The 17,932-nt window shown below is 59.1% G+C and carries 9 protein-coding genes; 5 read left to right on the top strand and 4 right to left on the bottom strand.

The features are described 5' to 3' along the window. Nucleotides 1-1,333 precede the first annotated feature (1,333 nt). The 3 genes from ABEA12_RS17580 to ABEA12_RS17570 all read left to right on the top strand — a co-directional run bounded on the left by ABEA12_RS17580 (nucleotide 1,334) and on the right by ABEA12_RS17570 (nucleotide 7,585). A complete protein-coding gene (locus tag ABEA12_RS17580; protein WP_210101428.1) occupies nucleotides 1,334-2,554 on the top strand; it encodes a DUF6575 domain-containing protein in 1,221 nt (406 codons plus the stop codon). A 457-nt stretch (nucleotides 2,555-3,011) separates the two neighbouring features. After that, nucleotides 3,012-4,994 carry a site-specific DNA-methyltransferase gene (locus ABEA12_RS17575; RefSeq protein WP_210101429.1) on the top strand — a complete coding sequence of 661 codons (1,983 nt, stop codon included), beginning with the start codon at nucleotides 3,012-3,014 and terminating at the stop codon, nucleotides 4,992-4,994. Then, nucleotides 4,991-7,585 carry a DEAD/DEAH box helicase gene (locus ABEA12_RS17570; RefSeq protein ID WP_210101430.1) on the top strand — a complete coding sequence of 865 codons (2,595 nt, stop codon included), beginning with the start codon at nucleotides 4,991-4,993 and terminating at the stop codon, nucleotides 7,583-7,585. Before ABEA12_RS17575 ends, ABEA12_RS17570 begins: the two co-directional genes overlap by 4 nt. Before the next feature lie 102 nt (nucleotides 7,586-7,687). Here the strand turns inward: ABEA12_RS17570 and ABEA12_RS17565 are convergent, their stop codons facing one another. The 4 genes from ABEA12_RS17565 to ABEA12_RS17550 form a co-directional block, all read right to left on the bottom strand. After that, nucleotides 7,688-8,422 carry a hypothetical protein gene (locus ABEA12_RS17565; RefSeq protein WP_345469109.1) on the bottom strand — a complete coding sequence of 245 codons (735 nt, stop codon included), beginning with the start codon at nucleotides 8,420-8,422 and terminating at the stop codon, nucleotides 7,688-7,690. A gap of 317 nt (nucleotides 8,423-8,739) precedes the next feature. After that, nucleotides 8,740-9,927, bottom strand: a complete 1,188-nt coding sequence (locus ABEA12_RS17560) for an AI-2E family transporter (protein ID WP_210101432.1) — start codon at nucleotides 9,925-9,927, stop codon at nucleotides 8,740-8,742. Nucleotides 9,928-10,543: 616 nt separating this feature from the next. Next, on the bottom strand, nucleotides 10,544-11,839 hold the full coding sequence (locus ABEA12_RS17555; protein WP_210101433.1) for an MFS transporter: 1,296 nt from the start codon (nucleotides 11,837-11,839) through the stop codon (nucleotides 10,544-10,546). A 220-nt stretch (nucleotides 11,840-12,059) separates the two neighbouring features. Continuing rightward, nucleotides 12,060-13,256 carry an MFS transporter gene (locus ABEA12_RS17550; protein ID WP_210101434.1) on the bottom strand — a complete coding sequence of 399 codons (1,197 nt, stop codon included), beginning with the start codon at nucleotides 13,254-13,256 and terminating at the stop codon, nucleotides 12,060-12,062. Nucleotides 13,257-13,906: 650 nt separating this feature from the next. Between ABEA12_RS17550 and ABEA12_RS17545 the strand changes: the two genes are divergently transcribed. Beyond that, on the top strand, nucleotides 13,907-15,562 hold the full coding sequence (locus tag ABEA12_RS17545; protein WP_210101435.1) for a xanthine dehydrogenase small subunit: 1,656 nt from the start codon (nucleotides 13,907-13,909) through the stop codon (nucleotides 15,560-15,562). Continuing rightward, nucleotides 15,559-17,928 (top strand): xanthine dehydrogenase molybdopterin binding subunit, encoded by a 2,370-nt coding sequence (gene xdhB, locus ABEA12_RS17540; RefSeq protein WP_210101436.1) that lies wholly within the window; start codon nucleotides 15,559-15,561, stop codon nucleotides 17,926-17,928. Before ABEA12_RS17545 ends, xdhB begins: the two co-directional genes overlap by 4 nt. Nucleotides 17,929-17,932: the final 4 nt, after the last annotated feature.

The following is a 17,932-nucleotide window of genomic DNA, read 5'->3' as shown; positions in this document are numbered from 1 at the left end:
GCTTGCGGAGGCGCGTCCCGGCAGGGTGCCTGGGCAATGGCTCCACTATCGTCGGCAGGACCAACTCACGTCGCGGCACCCACCACCCCGCCGGCAAAGCGGCTCCCGGCAATGCCACTGATGGCTCCCACGGACAATATTCGCGTTTTCCTGCGCTGGTCCCCACGCGCAATATTGCTGGCCCCCAGACAGTCAAATATTCATTCGAGCTGGCGCTGCTCATTTTGATCCAATGTGCTGACCCGCACGTATCCCAGTCGTTGACCTGCCACTGACTCCCCCAACATTTACGAAAAACCGGTTATTTGTCAGGTTAGATTCTATGAGCTCGACCAACCCATGTCCATTAATGGGAATTTGAACCCTAGTGTGACATCATTCGAGATACTTGGCTTACGTCTAGTTGGGGTATACCCCAAACTGACGAACGTGTTTTCAACGGAAGTCGGCCGGCAGCGTGAGAGACCCAGTCGAAGTTGCACCGACCAGTAAGTGCAACTCAGATTCCTGCCCAGGATCAAGATCCGGATTTATTCATCCCTTCATATCACCTACCCTCCTTCTCAAAACTCGATTTGGGCCCTTGGCTCGATCAACCGTTTCGGGGGCAAGCTATTTGCGGATCCCTCCGACCAAATGTTGACGCTTCTCTTTGCCGGGCGGATTCCCTGTGGCAGGACGCCGCACGGCAGTAAGGAACGATAGGCCTTGAAGTTATCGATTCGAACTTTTGTCGCATTCCTTCGTTTCCGAGAAGTGCCACCACCCAGCGCGCCACTCGGGACGTCCTCCGGGCATCGGGCCTTTCCGAGCAGGAAGGGCCTCAGCTGTGCAGACCACTTCTGACTGTGATGACATACCGGTTCTTCATTGTGGCTGCACACTAACCCAATTCGGTGGTATTCGTTGCTAGAGTCATCACAATGAGCTCGACTCCAAGCGTGCCGCCAGCGGCGTTCCCGCCTCCCTACCATCCTCACACTGCAGTTCCAGCAAAGGGGATGGTCTTTCGGCTGACAACGGGGAAGCTCAAAATTGACGATACGGTCCCGGACACTGACTGGATTCTTCCGATCAATAAGTCAATGGGCGCGTGCACCGCACCAGGCTCAGACGCGAAACGCGACTGCTATGGGCACTCTGTATTCACAGATATCCAGGACTTGGTGAAGGCCCAACAGAGCACCCCGTGGGCCCGAAAAAAATCGATATCGTCAGTTGATCTGACGTGCGGTTGGATCGACGCGAGCCCTAGAAGCGGTGACTCTCATCATGACTGGTGGCCCGAGCCGCTAACCCATATCCCGACAGCAACCTGTGTGGCGGAAAAACCATGACACTTGTACCTGCGACTGACACTTTCCTCGGGCCCCTTGAAATTTCGGAAGTCTTTTTTGAACATGACGGGCCGCGCCTCTTCGTCGCACAGAACCGCGCGGGGAACCTCTACTTGGCTAACTGTGTAGACGAGGATGAAGAGGAATACACCGAAACCTATCTCTACGTTTCGGTGTCCCGCGATCGGATGAATCTAGCTCGTAGCGGATACATCCCTCTGCGGGAGGTATATACCCAAGCAGAAGATCGCTTCGTATATAAAATTACGGCTGAATATGGGAAGGCCAATCCCGGAAATCGACTTGAGACAATTCCTGCTGATCAAATACAGGATGACTGGCTTCCTCTTGCCGAAGCGCGGTTGGAGATCGCAACTGAAACTCTCCCCTCTTTCAATCAGGAAAAGTTCAGAACTGACTCCGAGGGGGAATTTAGAACTCGTATCGCACTAGAGATATTTCCCGCCGACATGCTTCGAACCGAGGTTTCACTCCGTTCAATGTCTCGACTGGCAGGATCCTTTCAAGACACAGTTGACTCGCTGGCGCAAGAAGAGCGTGGCCGGCCGACGGCTCGAGGGCTGATACCCGAAGAAATTCTCCAGGAATCAGAACTCGTTTTCACCGGCGCCCTAGCAGCATCATTCGTCATGGTTCTTGCGCCAAAATCAAGCCCTACACTGATCGGGCACGACCTAATAAACAGATCGACAGAGAGATTGCTCGAGCTTCTACAAGCTGCCGACTCGCAAGAAGAGTTGACGAGGCTACTTGGCGGATATGGCATGAGGGCTCAAAGTAAATTCCGCAGCCTTTTAACGATGCTTTCAGACGACGAGACCGGAGCAGGCGTGTTCTTGGCTGATCATCGTGGGCATCTGAGCGTTGCTAAAATTGGCCTCGAATCGGTCCGGAAAGCTCTGTCGATCATTGATAATCGAAGCCCTGATAGTGAGAAGTTGGAACTATCCAGAGTTACGTTGGTTGGCGTTAATCTCCGGACCGGCATCTTCGAGCTCTTCGACAACGTTGCTGGGCAAAGGTATTCGGGACAGATGGCACCTGAGGCCAAAGCCCAGATGTCTGGGCTTCCTACGGGAGAAGATCACTTTTACACTGCATCTCTCTTGAGGACCATGGAGTACTCAACTATGACGACTGATGTATCTAGCAGCTATCGCTTGTTGGACATTCGCCCCGTCAAAGAGGGCCTCTGACGAAGACCAACTGAGATGACCGGCATCCGAGTCAGCATTTGCCTATGGAAAGACTTATCATTCCCTGCAGACTCTGGCTCTCAGCTAACCTCTTAGCACTTCGTGTAGCCCCTCCCACGCTTTGGTGCGCTCTGGTGAAGCATCCCCGGAATCATGACGCCGTTTTGTGGACAGCATGATTCCGGGGATGCTTCTCTCTCAGTCATCAAGCCGTCGGTTTGAGATTCAAGATCGATTCTATTGTCGGGACCTGTGGGGCATTTGAAGACGGAGTCAATGCGCGCTAGCTGAGAACCTCTCATTAGGTAGTGTCCACTTTGGAAGTCTGTTCAACCATGCCAAGGTCGGAAAAGTGCGACATTGAACCCAGTAATCCGACGATTGATCAGTGCCCGCAGCATTTGCTGATAGAAATATAGCTGGGTGTCCGTTTGAGCGGCAATTTTCTAGGAGTGTCATGTCCAAAAGCATGTTCGAGGTCTACTTGAACGAGGTGACGGACGAAGGGCTCCGAGCAAGGCTGAAGGCCGAGTTCGAGCGCACCACGAAGAAGTTCGGACTTGTCTTTGAACGGCACTCTCCCGAAGGCATCCGGATGCCCCAGTCCCAGGTGCGCCGAGGTCGCACAGTCATCCGCGAAGCCGACGGCACATTCCACAAGGTCCGTGCCATCAGCGGTGACTCTGTGACTCTTGCAGACGAGCACGGAAACGTGATCGAAGAGAAGCTCTCAAACGTGACAGCTGCTCGGCAGTTCGGTGAAGTGGTCTTCCCTGGTTTGAAGACCGTGGGTTCTGTACGAACGGGCAATCCGGAAGATCCCGCACATGTGGTGATCAACGGAGAGAACTTCCATGCTCTCGAAATGCTTGGATACACGCACCCAGAATCTGTGGATCTGATCTACATTGATCCGCCTTACAACACAGGCAACAAAACGTGGCAGTACAACGATCACTATGTCGCTGAGCAGGACAGTTTTAGGCACTCAAAGTGGCTGAGCTTCATGGAGCGCCGGTTGACCCTGGCGAAGAAGCTGCTGAAGCCCACGGGCATCATCATCGTGGCTATCGACGACAATGAACACCACCGCCTGCGCATTCTTATGGATGAGGTTTTTGGTGACCAGAATTTTCTAGCAAATCTCACCTGGCAAGGTGGGGTGAAAAATGACTCCCGCTTTGGAGGCGGTGGCGTGGACTATCAGATTGCCTACGGGCGTTCAAAAGACACTCTCGTCGAAAACGACATTCGTTGGAAGGATCTTAAACCAGGCTTTGATCAGGTCGTGGCAGCCGCTTCGCAGGCTTGGTCCGAGTCAGGCAACGATTCGGCTAAAGCCTCAGCGCTGATGCGTGAATGGTGGAAATCCAACGGGGACGGCTTTGATCCCGGAATGAAAATGAACAATCGGATTGATGAACAAGGTCGTGTCTATCAAACCGATCAGCTCAGAAGTCCCAACCCAAGACCGAACCTGCAATATGACCTGTTACATCCTGAAACGGGACTCCCTGTTAGGATGCACCCCAACGGCTGGGTCTATAGCGAAGAGCGTATGGCTGAAAAATTGGCCGAAGGGCGTATCGAGTTTGGAAAAGACCACACAACCTCGCCCCGATACCGTCGCTACCTGGATGAAGTGTCCACGCGCGTCCCGGAGAACGTTTTCAAATCCGAGCGCCACGTAGGTTCCAAGCATCTGGTCAACGTTCTAGGAGACAAGCGTTTCCCATTCCCCAAGGACCACAACGTCCTGATGCGCTGGTTCCGCATGGTGACCCCCAAAGATGCCGTCATCCTCGACTTCTTCGGAGGCTCGGGCACAACAGCCGAGGCCGTCATCCGGCTCAACGCCGAGGACCAAGGCACGCGCCAGTGCATCCTGGTCACCAACAACGAGCTGTCGGCCAAGGACGACGCAGCACTTCGCAAAGCTGGTCATCAGCCAGGCTTCTCAGAATACGAGGCCCAGGGCGTGTTCCACCATGTCACCAAGCCGCGCATCGAGACAGTCGTGACCGGAGTGCGCCAAGACGGATCTACCTACTCTGACGGCCTGCCAGCCAACGTGGAGTTCCTGGATCTCGCCTACCTGGAAGAGAGCCGCGTCCACGCAGCACTGGAGTACGAGAACCTCGCACCATTGTTCTGGATGAAGTCCTGCGCGGTTGGACCCGTGGTTCAGCGCACCGAGGACACCCAAGACTACGAATGGAACGAAGAGTCCTCGATGGCTGTGCTGTTCAACGCTGGGAAAGCCGCTGAGCTGGCTGAACTGTTGACCACCAAGCCAAATCAGGTCAAACACGTCTTCATCATCACCGATTCCCCCGAGCAAGGTGACCTCGCCGGGGAAGCCTTCGGGGGCGAGATCACCGTTGAACCCATCTACGGCTCCTACCTTGACGCCTTCCAGATCAACCGGAGCGATTCGTGAACTTCACCCTTGCCGACTACCAAGCCGACGTTGTTGAGGAAACCCTCAACGAAATCGGCATCGCTGCCCAGCGCCTCCGCTCCAATGGTGATCGCAAGACCGCGATCGGCATCAGTGCACCGACCGGCGCCGGTAAGACCGTGATTGCCTCGGCCGTTCTGGAGGGGCTGTTCTTCGGAACCGAAGACTCAGATCCGCGTCCGGAAACCACAGTTCTGTGGCTGACCGACGACGCGGAACTCAACGAGCAGTCCCGCAAGAAGATCCGGGCTTCGTCTGACCGGATCAACATGAACATGCTCAGGACCGTCGAATCTGACTTTGACCAGGCAGAATTCAGCCCAGGGCTCGTCTATTTCTTGAACGTCCAAAAGCTTGGTACCGGCGCGAAGCGCCACATCCAGACTGGCGATAGTCGTAGGTATTCGCTCTGGGAAACGATCGGCAACACCGTTAAGCAGCGCGGCAGCGGATTCATAGTGCTCGTCGATGAGGCCCACCGAGGGGCCACGGACCGGAGCCGGCCGACGATTCTGCGTCGAATCCTCGATGGGGCCACCATCGAGGTTCCGGGAGGTAACGACACTTTCCGCACTATTGTGAACCCGCCAGCGCCCATAGTCATCGGGTTATCAGCAACGCCGAAGAAATTTGAAGAGGCCATGCGTGGCGCCTCCGGCCGTTCCCTGGTGCAGGTCGTAGCCGATGTCCAAAAGGTGCGGGCCTCGGGTCTCATCAAGGAACGGATCAACGTCAGCTATGCGGTGGATGACCAGCCCAGTGATGACACCCTGATTCGCCAGGCTGTTGCTGATCTAGATCGGTCAGATAGGCAATGGCAGCAGTGGGCCCGAGCCACCGGGGCTTCGTCATATCCCGTGCCTCTTTTGGCGATCCAGGTCCCGGACATGACGACGGACGCCAAGATCGGCGAGATTGTCCAGACACTCACCGATGCTTCAGACGCCTTTGACGACGCGGATTCCGTGGCCCATTCGTTCGGCGAGCACGCACCCATCACGACCACCACCTGGTTGAGCGGCGTCCAGATGCCTAGGGTTGTCCAGTACATTGCCCCGACGTCGATCTCTCAATCGGGAAACCTGCGTGCGGTGATCTTCAAGCAGGCCCTGACCACCGGCTGGGACTGCCCCCGCGCCGAGGTCATGGTGTCCCTGCGTACCGCCCAGGAACACACGCAGATCGCTCAGCTCATTGGGCGCATGGTGCGCAATCCGTTGGCCAAGAGCATCGAAGAGCCGGAATTCGACGATTTGAACGCAGTCGACCTCTACCTGCCGCACTTCAACAAGGTTGAAGTGGCCATGGTCGTGAAATCCTTCATGGATTCGGCGGACATCGAAGTGCCGGTGCAGCTGAATCCCAAGAGCATGACGCGAAACCCTGATGTGCCAGCAGCAGTCTGGGACGCCATCAACAGTCTCACTCGGGAACAGAAGCCGGTGCGCCGGTTCACCTCGAACGTGAATCGTCTGGTGCGCTTGGGCACTCTACTGGATAACTCCGAATTCGAGCACCCAGGCGGATCTTCCTACACCCAGGAATCGCGCGACGTGGTCGTGGAGACCCTCGCTTCGGTGTACAGCCAGAACCGTGTGGCCATCGACAAGATGGCCGACTCATTGCTCGAAGTGAGCTTTGAGATGGCCACGTTCGACCAGTACAGCGGTGTCAACACAGGGACCATCTCGCGCACGGCTGCCACCAGCCAGAAGAACCTGCGCCAGCTCTTGGAGGAGGCCAAACGACGGCTCCCTGACGCCGCAGCAGCGTGGTACAGCACTTCCCTGGTCATTGCCGGCGATCTGGAGTGGGATGAAGTAGTCGTGCGGACCGTTGCCTTGGCGCGTTCTGCTGAGACTCGGGAAGCCTTGGAGTCTCAGTGCGGTACACGAGTAGAGTCTTGGCGACGGAACACGGCCGGCGCGGTGGCTCGCCTGAAGCCAACACAGCGCCAGGAATTTGAAACCATCTTTGCACCCATCGGTTCAGCGCTGAACAGCGTCCTCGGTATGCCCGAGAAGATCTCCCAAAAAACAGAGATCCTGAACAAGGACACCGGTTTGGTCGCGGCCCTACCGCTGTATGCGGCCCACCTCTACGCGCTGCCCGAGAGCAAGCTGTTCCCCGACACCTTCACTGGTTGGGAGGAGAGTGTTCTTGAGGCCGAACAAGCTTCAAGCACGCTGTTGGGCTGGTACAGGAACCCTGTCGGCGGCAGCCATGCGCTGTCGGTGCACTATCTGGACTCGGAAGTTTCCAAGAACCTCTACCCGGATTTCCTGTTCTTCCATGATGACGGCGAAGGCGGCGTGGCCATCGATTTGGTGGACCCGCACAACCATTCGTTGGCGGACACATCACCGAAGTGGGCGGCTTTGGCCCGGTACGTCCGAGAACACGATGGGGATTTCCGCCGGGCGGCAATCGTCATCAAGGACACTGCGGGCGTTCTGTTGGCAATCCAGCTCTCCGGTCAAACCGACGACAGCCTGGCGAAGAAGTTGGCCGAGGCAACATCTAAGGAAGCCATCGAGCAGCTTTTCCGTGAAGTGGGTGGGACGTACTAGGAGCCGGAGATGACCGAAATTCCATAAGCTCAGGCCCATTCAAGGGCAATAGGCCTGAGCCTGTGACAGTAATGATTTCAAGTGGTTCGGCGCGGCAAAAACTTACGATTTTTCTATTGAGAGGTCCTGCTGGGTGACCTTCCCGTCCCAGTCCCTCCGCCAGTAAACGCCAGAGGAATCGCGGAAGGAGATTCTCACTGCAAGGCCTGTCGATATGGCGCTACCGTTCCATGGCTTCCAGTCGTCATCCGTCTTCATTAGGACAGTTGACTGTCGGTTTTTGTTATAGTCGATTCCAGTTTTCTGGTCGGTGTATGCAAAAACATAGCCGTCGCTGTTAAGCGCAAAGCGGAGTTCTTTTTCTACTCCAGACACCGCAGGAGGAACGGCCATACTCGCCCAATTATTGACAGGAACAGACGGCGTCGAGCTCTTATCATCAGGCTTAAAAAACAATTCGCAGTTCATGTCATAGACCGGCCCGCTATTTCCGTTACGGACGAAGACACCCAGATTCCCACCGTCATGCATGAGCCATGCCGATACGTTGTCGGCCTCTGCCTCCAATTTTGCTTTGCGGGCCATGGCTAATTGTTCATTGGCTCCGTTGAGCTGACTACGGGTGGCCTTCCAAGTGAGTCCCGCGAAGATCGCGGCTGCGACGGCACCGGCAAGCAGCCCGAATGTTCCTATCGCCAGCAACAGGGTCCAGAAAGCTGTTGCCTCGGCAGCCTCAGCTGCACGGAGTCCCACCAAGTCAGTGACGAGCGGTATCGGAAAATGGTTATTGAAAAGCATAATCATAGGCCCAACTACAGCATAGAATTTTAAAGACACTGAATCGTCCCGGTAAACATGTCGCCAAGCGGATAATGGCACTTGTGAGAGGGATCTTCCCGCTGAATTGAAGTCTTAGACCATGGGAAACTGCGCCAAAAGACCTGCGCCGATTACGATAATATGCAGACCACCGGCTGTATCAGGCGAGATTGAACGGTCCCAAAAATCATACCGTTGTTTTGTGACTGCACAGTTTTGCCCGGTGGTTCCGGCTCAATCGCCGATAACAGCACATATGACAAGCAATATAGAGGCAAAGCGCAGAATCTGCTGAATAGAACTCAGCGATACGGCGTCGCTGTTGTTCGGCGCCGCTAACCAGCCTCTATCTCAGTCCTCATGAGGTCTTCGCCGGCGTCATTATGACGCGTAGACGCCGGCTCGAGCATCTGCTCCCGCGAGTACTGGAAGGTGACCATCGCGACGGCGATGATAGGCGTCGACAGGAATGCTCCGACGATCCCGAAGAGGGAGCCACCCGCGGTCACACCCGTGAGGACGACGGCTGGGTGGAGCTTGAGGGACTTGCCCACCAAGATCGGTTGCAGGACATTGCTCTCGAGTTGCTGCACCAGAAGGACGATGCCCAGAACAATCAGGGCGGTGACCCAGCCGTTGGACAGCAGAGCCACGAAAGTGGCCAGCAACCCGGTGGCGACCGCACCGATGACCGGGAGAAACCCGCCGAAGAAAATCAGCACCGCCAGCGGCAGGGCCAGCGGGACTCCGAGGATACCGAGGCCAAGTCCAATGAAAACGGCGTCCACGAGCGCTACGGCGGCCTGCGAGGAGATATAGGCGGACAGGGTCTTCCAGCTCCTCATGGACACCTCGGCGACGTGTTTGAAGACCGTGCCGGTGGTCCAGCGCAAAAGCCATCCGGAGAACTTGTCGCCGTCCTTGAGGCAGAAGAACGTGAGGACCAGCGTCAACAGGATCGTCACGGTCACGGAGCCGACCGTGCCAAGACCGAAGGACACCTTGGTCAGGATCGCACCGGCGTTCTCCTGCAGCCAGCTAAGTGCCGAGTTGAGGAGTTCATCGACGTCGGGAATGGCGATCGGCAGCGTTTCGGCAAACTCCCCAAGAGCGCGCACATTGCCTACGGCCTGGCTCGAGAGTTCCTGCACTCCGTCCACCGAAAGGGCCACAGCGGTCCACCCGACTCCCGTCGCTGCGGCCAACAGGCCCACGACCGTGATGGCTGCGGCTAGTGCGGCCGGAACGAACCGACGCAGGAACCTATTGATGGGCCAGAGGATCGATGACACCAGGAGGGCAAGGATCAGCGGGAGCACAATGACCCACAGCAAGGACAAGACGTAGAACAGGCCGACGAGTGCAATCGCGACGATTAGGACCCGGCCGAGGATGGCAGTCGTTTTCGTAAGGGCAGAGAGCATCGCTCCGCTGCGGATGCGCTGCAGCATCGCGTTCGAGGAAGTGGCTCCGTCCTTTTCCTCGTCGGCGCGTTCTGCGGTGGGTTCCTGCTCGTCCGTCATGCTCGTCCTTCACTCGTGTTTATTCGTTGGTGGAACTGACGGCGGCATGGCTGTCCGCTCCTGGTTGCTTCCGCCGAGGCACCTCGCCAAACAGAGAACGCCAATAGGTCAGTTGCCTATGCCGGTATTGCCGCCAAGGCTTCAGCACCAGTGCGGATCCCAGAAGACAGGCGAGCATTCTGCCGGTCCATGCGTCAAAGGTGGCGCGTGAACGTTGGTAACGTCCGTGCATACCCTACAAGCCACCCATGCCGGCCCATGTCGTGGTCACTACACAACTCGAAGCAGTCTATAAGAAGTCGCTAGTAGTTGAGCATTTTCACGCTCTCATCCGGTCTCGGATCCTGGGAGTGGTGCGCCTATATCAGCGCCGAGGGCCCCTATGCCGTGAACCTGATTCAGCGGCTGTAGCGAGATGCGCGGTCTTTGCCCTGTTGTGGTCGTTTATTTGATCCCAATTCTGCGCAAGTCCGAAGTTGGTGCACACATACCGACGGGCAGAACGTCGTAATTGTCCGCCGGTATTAATGGCACCGGATTCAGGGTCCCTTGGACCGGTATCACCGGCCGCGATATCTCGTGTATGTCCGTGCAATACCGTTCATGGCCCCAGGGTTCAGCTTTGCGGCTGGATTCCGCTGTAGCGCAGTAACGCAGGGACCCTTGCACCCAGCACCACCAGGAAGAGCACAAGCAAAACACCGTTGATCTGCGCCACTGCGGCGACGCCAACCAGTTCGGCTGCGAGCCCGAGGACAAGCGTGGACAACGGCATGACACCGATCGCAAGTTCCTGTATACCCATCACCCTGCCCTGGACGCCCCGCTCGGTCATCATCAACAACAAGGTGCTTTGCAGCACCCCGAAGGGTGCACTGGCCAGACCGACGAGTCCCATCAGGGCGAATGACCACGGAAGGGATCCGTTCATCGCGGCCCCGGCAAACAGGATCCAAGACACCGCCCATACTCCCGTACCGAAGACAAAGAGCGCACCTTTGAACCTGACATCACCCAGCGTGGCGATGGTCAGCGAGCCCACCAGCCCGCCCAGGCCGCTGCAGGTCATCAGCCAGCCCAGACCGTCGGCGTCGAGACCCAAGGAGACTTCGGCAAACACCGGCATGAAGCCCTGGTACATCGGCCACAGCAAGATGTTGGCGGCAAAGGTCACCAGCAACACCGCTGTTGCCAACTGGCTGGAGAATACGGCCCGCAGACCAGCCGAGAGCATCTGCATGATCGGCTCTCGTTCAACACGTGGTGCTGGTTTACCCGAGTCCCTGAGTTTCCACAACGCAAGGAAAGAAATCACGTACCAGAAAGAGGAAACCCACAAGGAAGTCGAGACCCCGAACACTGCGATCATCGCACCGCCCAGGGCCGGGCCAAGAACCTGGGTCATATTCGTTACGATCGAATTCAACGCGTTCGCATTGTTCAGGTTTTTGCGTCCCACGAAGTCAAAGACCAAAGCGAATCGGGCCGGCTGCGACGGTGATTGCGCCAAACCGATACAGACGCCACCTACGAACACGGCCCAGAACGATGCCTGGCCTGTCGCGACGAGAACGGCAATCATGATGATCGCCGCAAATGCCCAAACCGAGGCACCCAATAGCAACTTGACGCGGTTGAAGCGATCCGAGATCACACCACTGATCGGTCCCAGCATCATCGGGGCCAGCCGGCCTGCGGTGAAGACGCCGGTGAGGAACTCGGAGCCGGTCATGTCGAATACCAGCCAACCCAGGATCAATGTATGGGTCCACACACCCCCGAAGAAAAACAGGTTTGAAATCCATAGGCGCCTAAAATCCGGATACGTCCGCAGCGAAGAAAACGTGCGGCCCCCGATATCCAGAAGTCCGCGCCCTCCGGCGGGCGATTCATCTCGATCTGACGTCAGCATGGTCCCCGGTCCCTTTTCCCTTCACCGCACCAAACATGCAGGTAGATTCTCGCCCATGTACCGGATTGCTCCTCCCGGGTCATCAGCTGTACCACGTTGCCCACGCACTGCCGCAGTCGCATCACCCGGGCGGGGGGATGCTCCTGCGAGCAAGCTTTCGACTCTGTGACGAACCCATTGTCCGCGCTCAGGCCGGGAAATACTGACAAATCAATCTTTGTCATCCGATCAAACGATTTCTGCCGGCCAGAACTGCCATGGCGCACAGGACCAGCATGAGCCCTGCCGTCGCAACAAGGGGTACCGTCCAGCCTCCACTGAAGTCGTGCAGGGCACCGAAAACCACGGGTCCGGCTGCGGCAACGCCATAGCCGATGGACTGGGCCATTCCCGAGAGTTCCGCTGCCTGGACGTGGTTTCCGGTTCGCAGGCTGAACAGGGACAAGGCGATCACAATCAAGCTTCCACACCCCATGGCGCCCACAACGACCCACAGCAGAGACAGTTGGGGAGCCGCCGCCAGTCCTATGTAGGCGGTCAAGGCCAGAATGCTGCTGCCCAGCGCCACCGCACGCTGGTCCTTGGATCGATGTAGCAGTGCACCGGCGCTCAAGCTGGCGACCACCCCGGTGAACAGGAAGACCGAGACGTGTATGCCGGAGGACACTTGGGAAATGCCTTGCTCATGTTCAATGCTGGGAAGCCACGCCATCAAGGTAAAGAACGCCAGTGACTGGAGTCCCATGAATACCGTAATCTGCCATCCCAGTGCCGATTTCCAAGGGGAGAGGTGTGCGACGGTGGATTCCGGACCGACTGTCGGCGTTGTCGCTCGGTTGCGGAGCCGGGGCACCAGGATAGCCATAGCAATGAGCGCAAGACCGCCCCAGATTCCCAAGGCAAGTCTCCATCCGCTGTCCGCAGAGTTGGCGATGGGTACGACAACGGCGGCACCGGCTGAGGAGAAAGCGCCCTGGGCGGCGGTATAGATGCCGGTGACCTGGCTGATGCGCGCCGGGAAGTCGCGTTTCACGAGCGAGGGCAGCAGCACGTTCAGGATGGCTATGCCGACGCCCAGCAACGCGGTGCCTACCCAGATGGCACCGATCACCGGGACAGACCGGGCGAGGGCCCCGCAGGTGAGCAGCAACAAAGCTAGCCATAAGGCCCGGTCCAAGCCGAGTCGACGGGAAATCCTTGGGGCGATCGGGCTGACCAGCGCGAAGGAAATGAGCGGCAGCCCGGTCAGGAGCCCGGCCATGCTGCTGGACAGCTCAAGGTCGCTGCTGATTTCGGCCAGCAATGGCCCTACGGTGACGAAGGCGACCCGAAGATTCACCGCGATGATCAGGACGCCCAGGAACGCGAAACCGAACCGGGCAGTCCGTACCGGTGCTGCCCCTTGCCCAACCGGCACTGTCTTACCTCTTACTCTCTTAGATGACCGGGTGCAACGCACCGGAATGGAAATGATCGCCGCACTCGATATCGGTCCTGGTTCTGCGACCGGTGTTGCCCGACGGGCCGTAGCTCGTGTGCTGTTTCCCGCACCCAAAAATGTGCACACACATTATTTCCATCGTGTGATGGTCAATGGCGCACGATCTTCATGATCATAGGAATTAGCCAACAGCTTACGGTGTGCCCATGGCAGAGGTTGAAACCACGTCCGCCTATTCACCGGCAATACCGCGGGACTCAGTCCACTTCGCGATGGATAACTCAATTCTTCCGTACAAGCCCACCTCTCGCAGCTGTTGTGGATGCTGCCTGACTTTCGCGGACGCACTCTCCGAAGAAACCGCCTCGCAACCAAGCTCAGCCAGCGTAGTGGCCCCCGGCATATCGTCTGCCACGAAAAACGGATCGGAGCCCAATCTCCACAACGTAGAAAGCTTTTTTGCTCGCGATCCCCGGGATGTAAGCTATGTCTCAACGGCCACCACCAGTTCGCATGGAAAACCTGGTGGAGCAGTCCCGGCTCCGTACCCCTCAACCATGCTGGAACCAGAGCGCCTACGCATTGGTTTGAATCAGTTGCTGGAAAGAGAAGAAGAAGGGTTGACCATGACCGAAACCGCCAATCAGGCAGGGACAGGCGCGGCTGCCACGGCCTTGAGCGTCAACGGCAGCCACATGTCCGTCGATGGGGTCGCCCCGCACACCACCACCTTGCAGTGGCTGCGCAGCAACGGGATCACGGGCCCCAAAGAGGGGTGCGCCGAAGGGGAATGCGGAGCCTGCGCCGTCATGGTCTCCCGTCCCGACGGCGAGCGCGGTACCCGCTGGACATCGATCAACTCCTGCCTCGTCCCGGCCGCGGCGCTCGCCGGCCAGGAGATCTACACTGCAGAAGGTCTGGCATCTTCCGACGCACTGCATCCCGTCCAGCAAGAGATGGCAACCAGGGGCGGCTCCCAGTGCGGTTATTGCACCCCGGGTTTCATTTCCTCGATGGCTGCCGAGTACTACCGTGAGGACCGTTCCGGTTGCTCCTGCGGCACGGGCGGTTGCGGCTCGTCCCCCACGACGTCGGATATCGTATCTCCCGCCCACGCGGAGCCCTCCGGGAACGCACTTCCATGGCCGCTGGTCGTGGACGATGCCGCCGAGCGCCTCGAGACCTGGTTGCCACCGCGGACCGAGGGAGACTCTGCCGCCAAGATCCAACCGGCCACAAGGTACGAAGAGACCTCCACGCACGAACCGGAAATCGGTCCCAACGGATTCGATCTGCATGCGCTCTCCGGCAACCTGTGCCGCTGCACCGGATACCGGCCGATCCGCGATGCGGCTTTCGCACTGGCGGACGTCGACCCCGCTGATCCGATCGCCCAGCGCCGCGAACGTCCCGCGCCCGTCAGCAGCCCCCTGCGCATCGAGAGCCCCGGGGGCACGTTCGTGCGTCCGGCGAACCTCGAAGAGGCCCTAGGCTTGCTCACCGGGACGCCACAGGCCGTCCTGCTGGCGGGCTCGACCGATTGGGGTGTCGAGCTGACGATCAAGCACCGCCGCGCCCCGTTGACGATAGCGATTGACCAGCTAGCCGAACTGCGCCAGTTCCATGTTACCGATGACCACCTTGAGATCGGCGCGGCACTGACCCTCTCGGAGGTCGAACGCCTCCTGGATGGTTCGGTGCCCCTGCTGGCCCACCTCTTCCCGCTATTCGCATCCCGACTGATCCGCAATGCCGCAACGATCGGCGGGAACCTGGGCACCGGCTCCCCCATCGGCGATATCGCCCCGGCACTGCTCGCCCTGGACGCCGAACTGGTGCTCAGCTCCCCGCGTGGGGACCGAACGATCTCTTTGGATGACTACTTCACCGGTTACCGAACCAGCGTGCGTGCGGAGGATGAGCTCATCCGCGCAGTGCGCATCCCGACACCGCTCGCGCCGCTGAGCCGGTTCTACAAGGTCGCCAAACGCAAGTACGACGACATCTCCTCGGTGGCCGTCGCCATCGCCGCAACCGTCACGGACGGAGGAATCGAACACATCCGCATTGGGGTGGGAGGCGCTGCCGCCACGACGCTGCGGGCCAAGAACACCGAGGCCGCACTACTGAACAAGCCGTGGACGGCGGGGACCTTTGAAGCTGCCGCTTCCATCATGCTGGCCGAAGGTACGCCGATGTCGGATCACCGGGCCAGCGCCGCCTACCGCAGTGCCACGCTCGCCCAATCCATCCGTCGCTTCTACGCGGAGGCCACATCATGAACCCGTTCTCCTCCCGTCCTTTGGCAGAGATCCCGGACAATGGCGCCCTCGGCGTGGTGGTGCCGCACGAGGCCGCGTGGGAGCACGTCACCGGCCAGGCCCTGTACACCGATGACCTTCCCTACCGCTCGGCCAATGTCCTCTACGCCTGGCCATTGCAGGTGTTCGCCGCCCACGCCCGCATCGATTCCCTCGATGCGACCACCGCCAGGACAATGCCCGGGGTCATCCGGGTGCTGAGCGCCGAGGACGTCCCAGGCATCAACGACTACGGTGACATCGGAGACGAGACCCTCTTCCCCGACGTCATCCAGTACCACGGCCAACCCGTGGCCTGGGTGCTCGCCGAATCCCTCGAGGAAGCACGCCTGGCATCCGATGCCATCGAGGTTTCCTACACGGAATTACCCTCCATCATTACCATCCAAGACGCCATCGAGGCGGAAGCGTTCCAGGGCCCGCGGGCCATCCTGCAACGCGGGGATGCCGACACCGCGTTGGCGAACGCGCCACACCGGATCAGCGGTGGAATCGACATCCAGGGCCAAGAGCACTTCTATCTCGAGACCCAGGCCTCGTTCGCGATGATCGATGAGAGCGGTCAGGTCTTCATCCAGTCCTCGACCCAGGCCCCGAGCCACACACAGGAGGTCGCTGCCCGGGTGCTGGGCATTTCCTCCAGCCAGGTCACCGTGCAGTGCTTGCGCATGGGCGGTGGCTTTGGGGGCAAGGAGACCAATGCGAATGCGTTCGCCTCCGTCGCGGCCCTTGGAGCCGTGCTGACCGGTCGGCCCGTGTCCGTGCGTTTGAACCGCACCCAGGATTTGACCATGACCGGCAAACGTGGCGGCTTCCATGCCACGTGGGAAGCCGGCCTGGATGATGAGGGGCACATCCTGGCGTACAAGGCCGTGTTGACCGCCGATGGCGGATTCAGCGTCGATCTCTCCCCCGCGGTGGTCAGCCGCGCACTGTGCCACGTCGATAACGCCTACTACCTACCCAACGTCCAAGTCACTGGCCAGATCGCCCGGACCAACAAGACCTCGCATACCGCGTTCCGTGGCTTCGGCGCCCCGGCCGGGATGATCGTGACCGAGGACCTGTTGGGCCAAGCATCCACCAAACTGGGTATCGACGAGGAAGAGATCCGCCGGCGCAACTTCTATGCCCCGGGCCAAAGCACCCCGTACGGACAAGAGGTCAGCCAAGCCAAACGCATGGACGACATCTGGGACACGCTCAAAAAGACCAGCGACTACGAGAACCGACTTGCCCAAGTGGCCGAATTCAATGCCGAACACCAACACGTCAAACGGGGCCTGGCAATCACCCCAGTGAAGTTCGGGGTTTCCTTCAACAAACCGGTCTTGAACCAAGCCGGCGCGCTGGTGCTGATCTACCGCGACGGCTCGGTGCTCATCAACCACGGCGGAACCGAGATGGGCCAGGGCCTGCACACCAAGATGCTGCAGGTTGCTGCCACCACGCTCGGTGTCCCGCTACGCCGGGTCCGCCTGGCTCCGACCCGGACCGACAAGGTTCCCAACACCTCGGCCACCTCTGCCTCCACCGGCTCGGATCTCAACGGCGGAGCTGTCAAGAACGCCTGCGAAATGATCCTGGACCGGCTCGCACCGGTGGCCGCCGGCATGCTCGGCGTCCATAGCAACGACGTGCGCATCACCGGCGATATCGTCAGTGGCCTGGGCGTGGAGAAGACCGTCTCATGGACTGAGCTGATCGAAACGGCATACCTGCAGCGGGTGTCCCTCTCGGCGGCCGGTTATTTCCGTACCGACGGCATCCACTTCAACCTGAGCACCTTCAAGGGCAACCCGTTCAAGTATTTCTCCCGCGGGGCCGCAGTCGCCGAAGTCGAGGTTGACGGATACACCGGCGCGTACACGACGCGGCAGGTGGACCTGCTCCACGACGTGGGCAGCTCGCTCTCCCCCTTGATCGACCTCGGGCAGATCGAGGGAGCCTTCGTCCAGGGTGCCGGTTGGCTCACACAGGAGGACCTGCGCTGGGACACCAGCGACGGACCTGACCGCGGCAAGCTGCTGACCCAGGCCGCGAGTACCTACAAACTGCCCTCCTTCTCAGAGCTGCCGCAGGTATTCAACGTCGATCTGTACGTTCACCCCACCGACGACGGCAGCGTTTACGGGTCCAAGGCCGTGGGTGAACCGCCGCTGATGCTCGCCATCGCGGTGCGCGAGGCGCTGCGGGTCACCGCCGCGGCCTTCGGCGAGCCCGGGGTCCAGGTCGAGCTGCCTTCCCCGGCCACCCCCGAGGCGGTCTACTGGGCACTGGAGAAGGCGCGCCGGCCAGCTACCGCGCCGGCACCGGTGGCCGAGTGATCGC

The organism is Paeniglutamicibacter antarcticus (genome assembly GCF_039544305.1).
GTDB lineage: Bacteria > Actinomycetota > Actinomycetes > Actinomycetales > Micrococcaceae > Paeniglutamicibacter > Paeniglutamicibacter antarcticus_C.
The sequence above is the reverse complement of the archived record's forward strand: the minus strand, read 5'-3'. Positions and strand labels throughout refer to the sequence as shown.

Excerpts from the sequence above, each read along its gene's own strand:
- ABEA12_RS17580 (WP_210101428.1), top strand. The coding sequence starts at position 1,334 with ATGACACTTGTACCTGCGACTGACACTTTCCTCGGGCCCCTTGAAATT.
- ABEA12_RS17575 (WP_210101429.1), top strand. The coding sequence starts at position 3,012 with ATGTCCAAAAGCATGTTCGAGGTCTACTTGAACGAGGTGACGGACGAA.
- ABEA12_RS17560 (WP_210101432.1), bottom strand. The coding sequence starts at position 9,927 with ATGACGGACGAGCAGGAACCCACCGCAGAACGCGCCGACGAGGAAAAG.
- ABEA12_RS17555 (WP_210101433.1), bottom strand. The coding sequence starts at position 11,839 with ATGCTGACGTCAGATCGAGATGAATCGCCCGCCGGAGGGCGCGGACTT.
- ABEA12_RS17545 (WP_210101435.1), top strand. The coding sequence starts at position 13,907 with ATGACCGAAACCGCCAATCAGGCAGGGACAGGCGCGGCTGCCACGGCC.
- xdhB (WP_210101436.1), top strand. The coding sequence starts at position 15,559 with ATGAACCCGTTCTCCTCCCGTCCTTTGGCAGAGATCCCGGACAATGGC.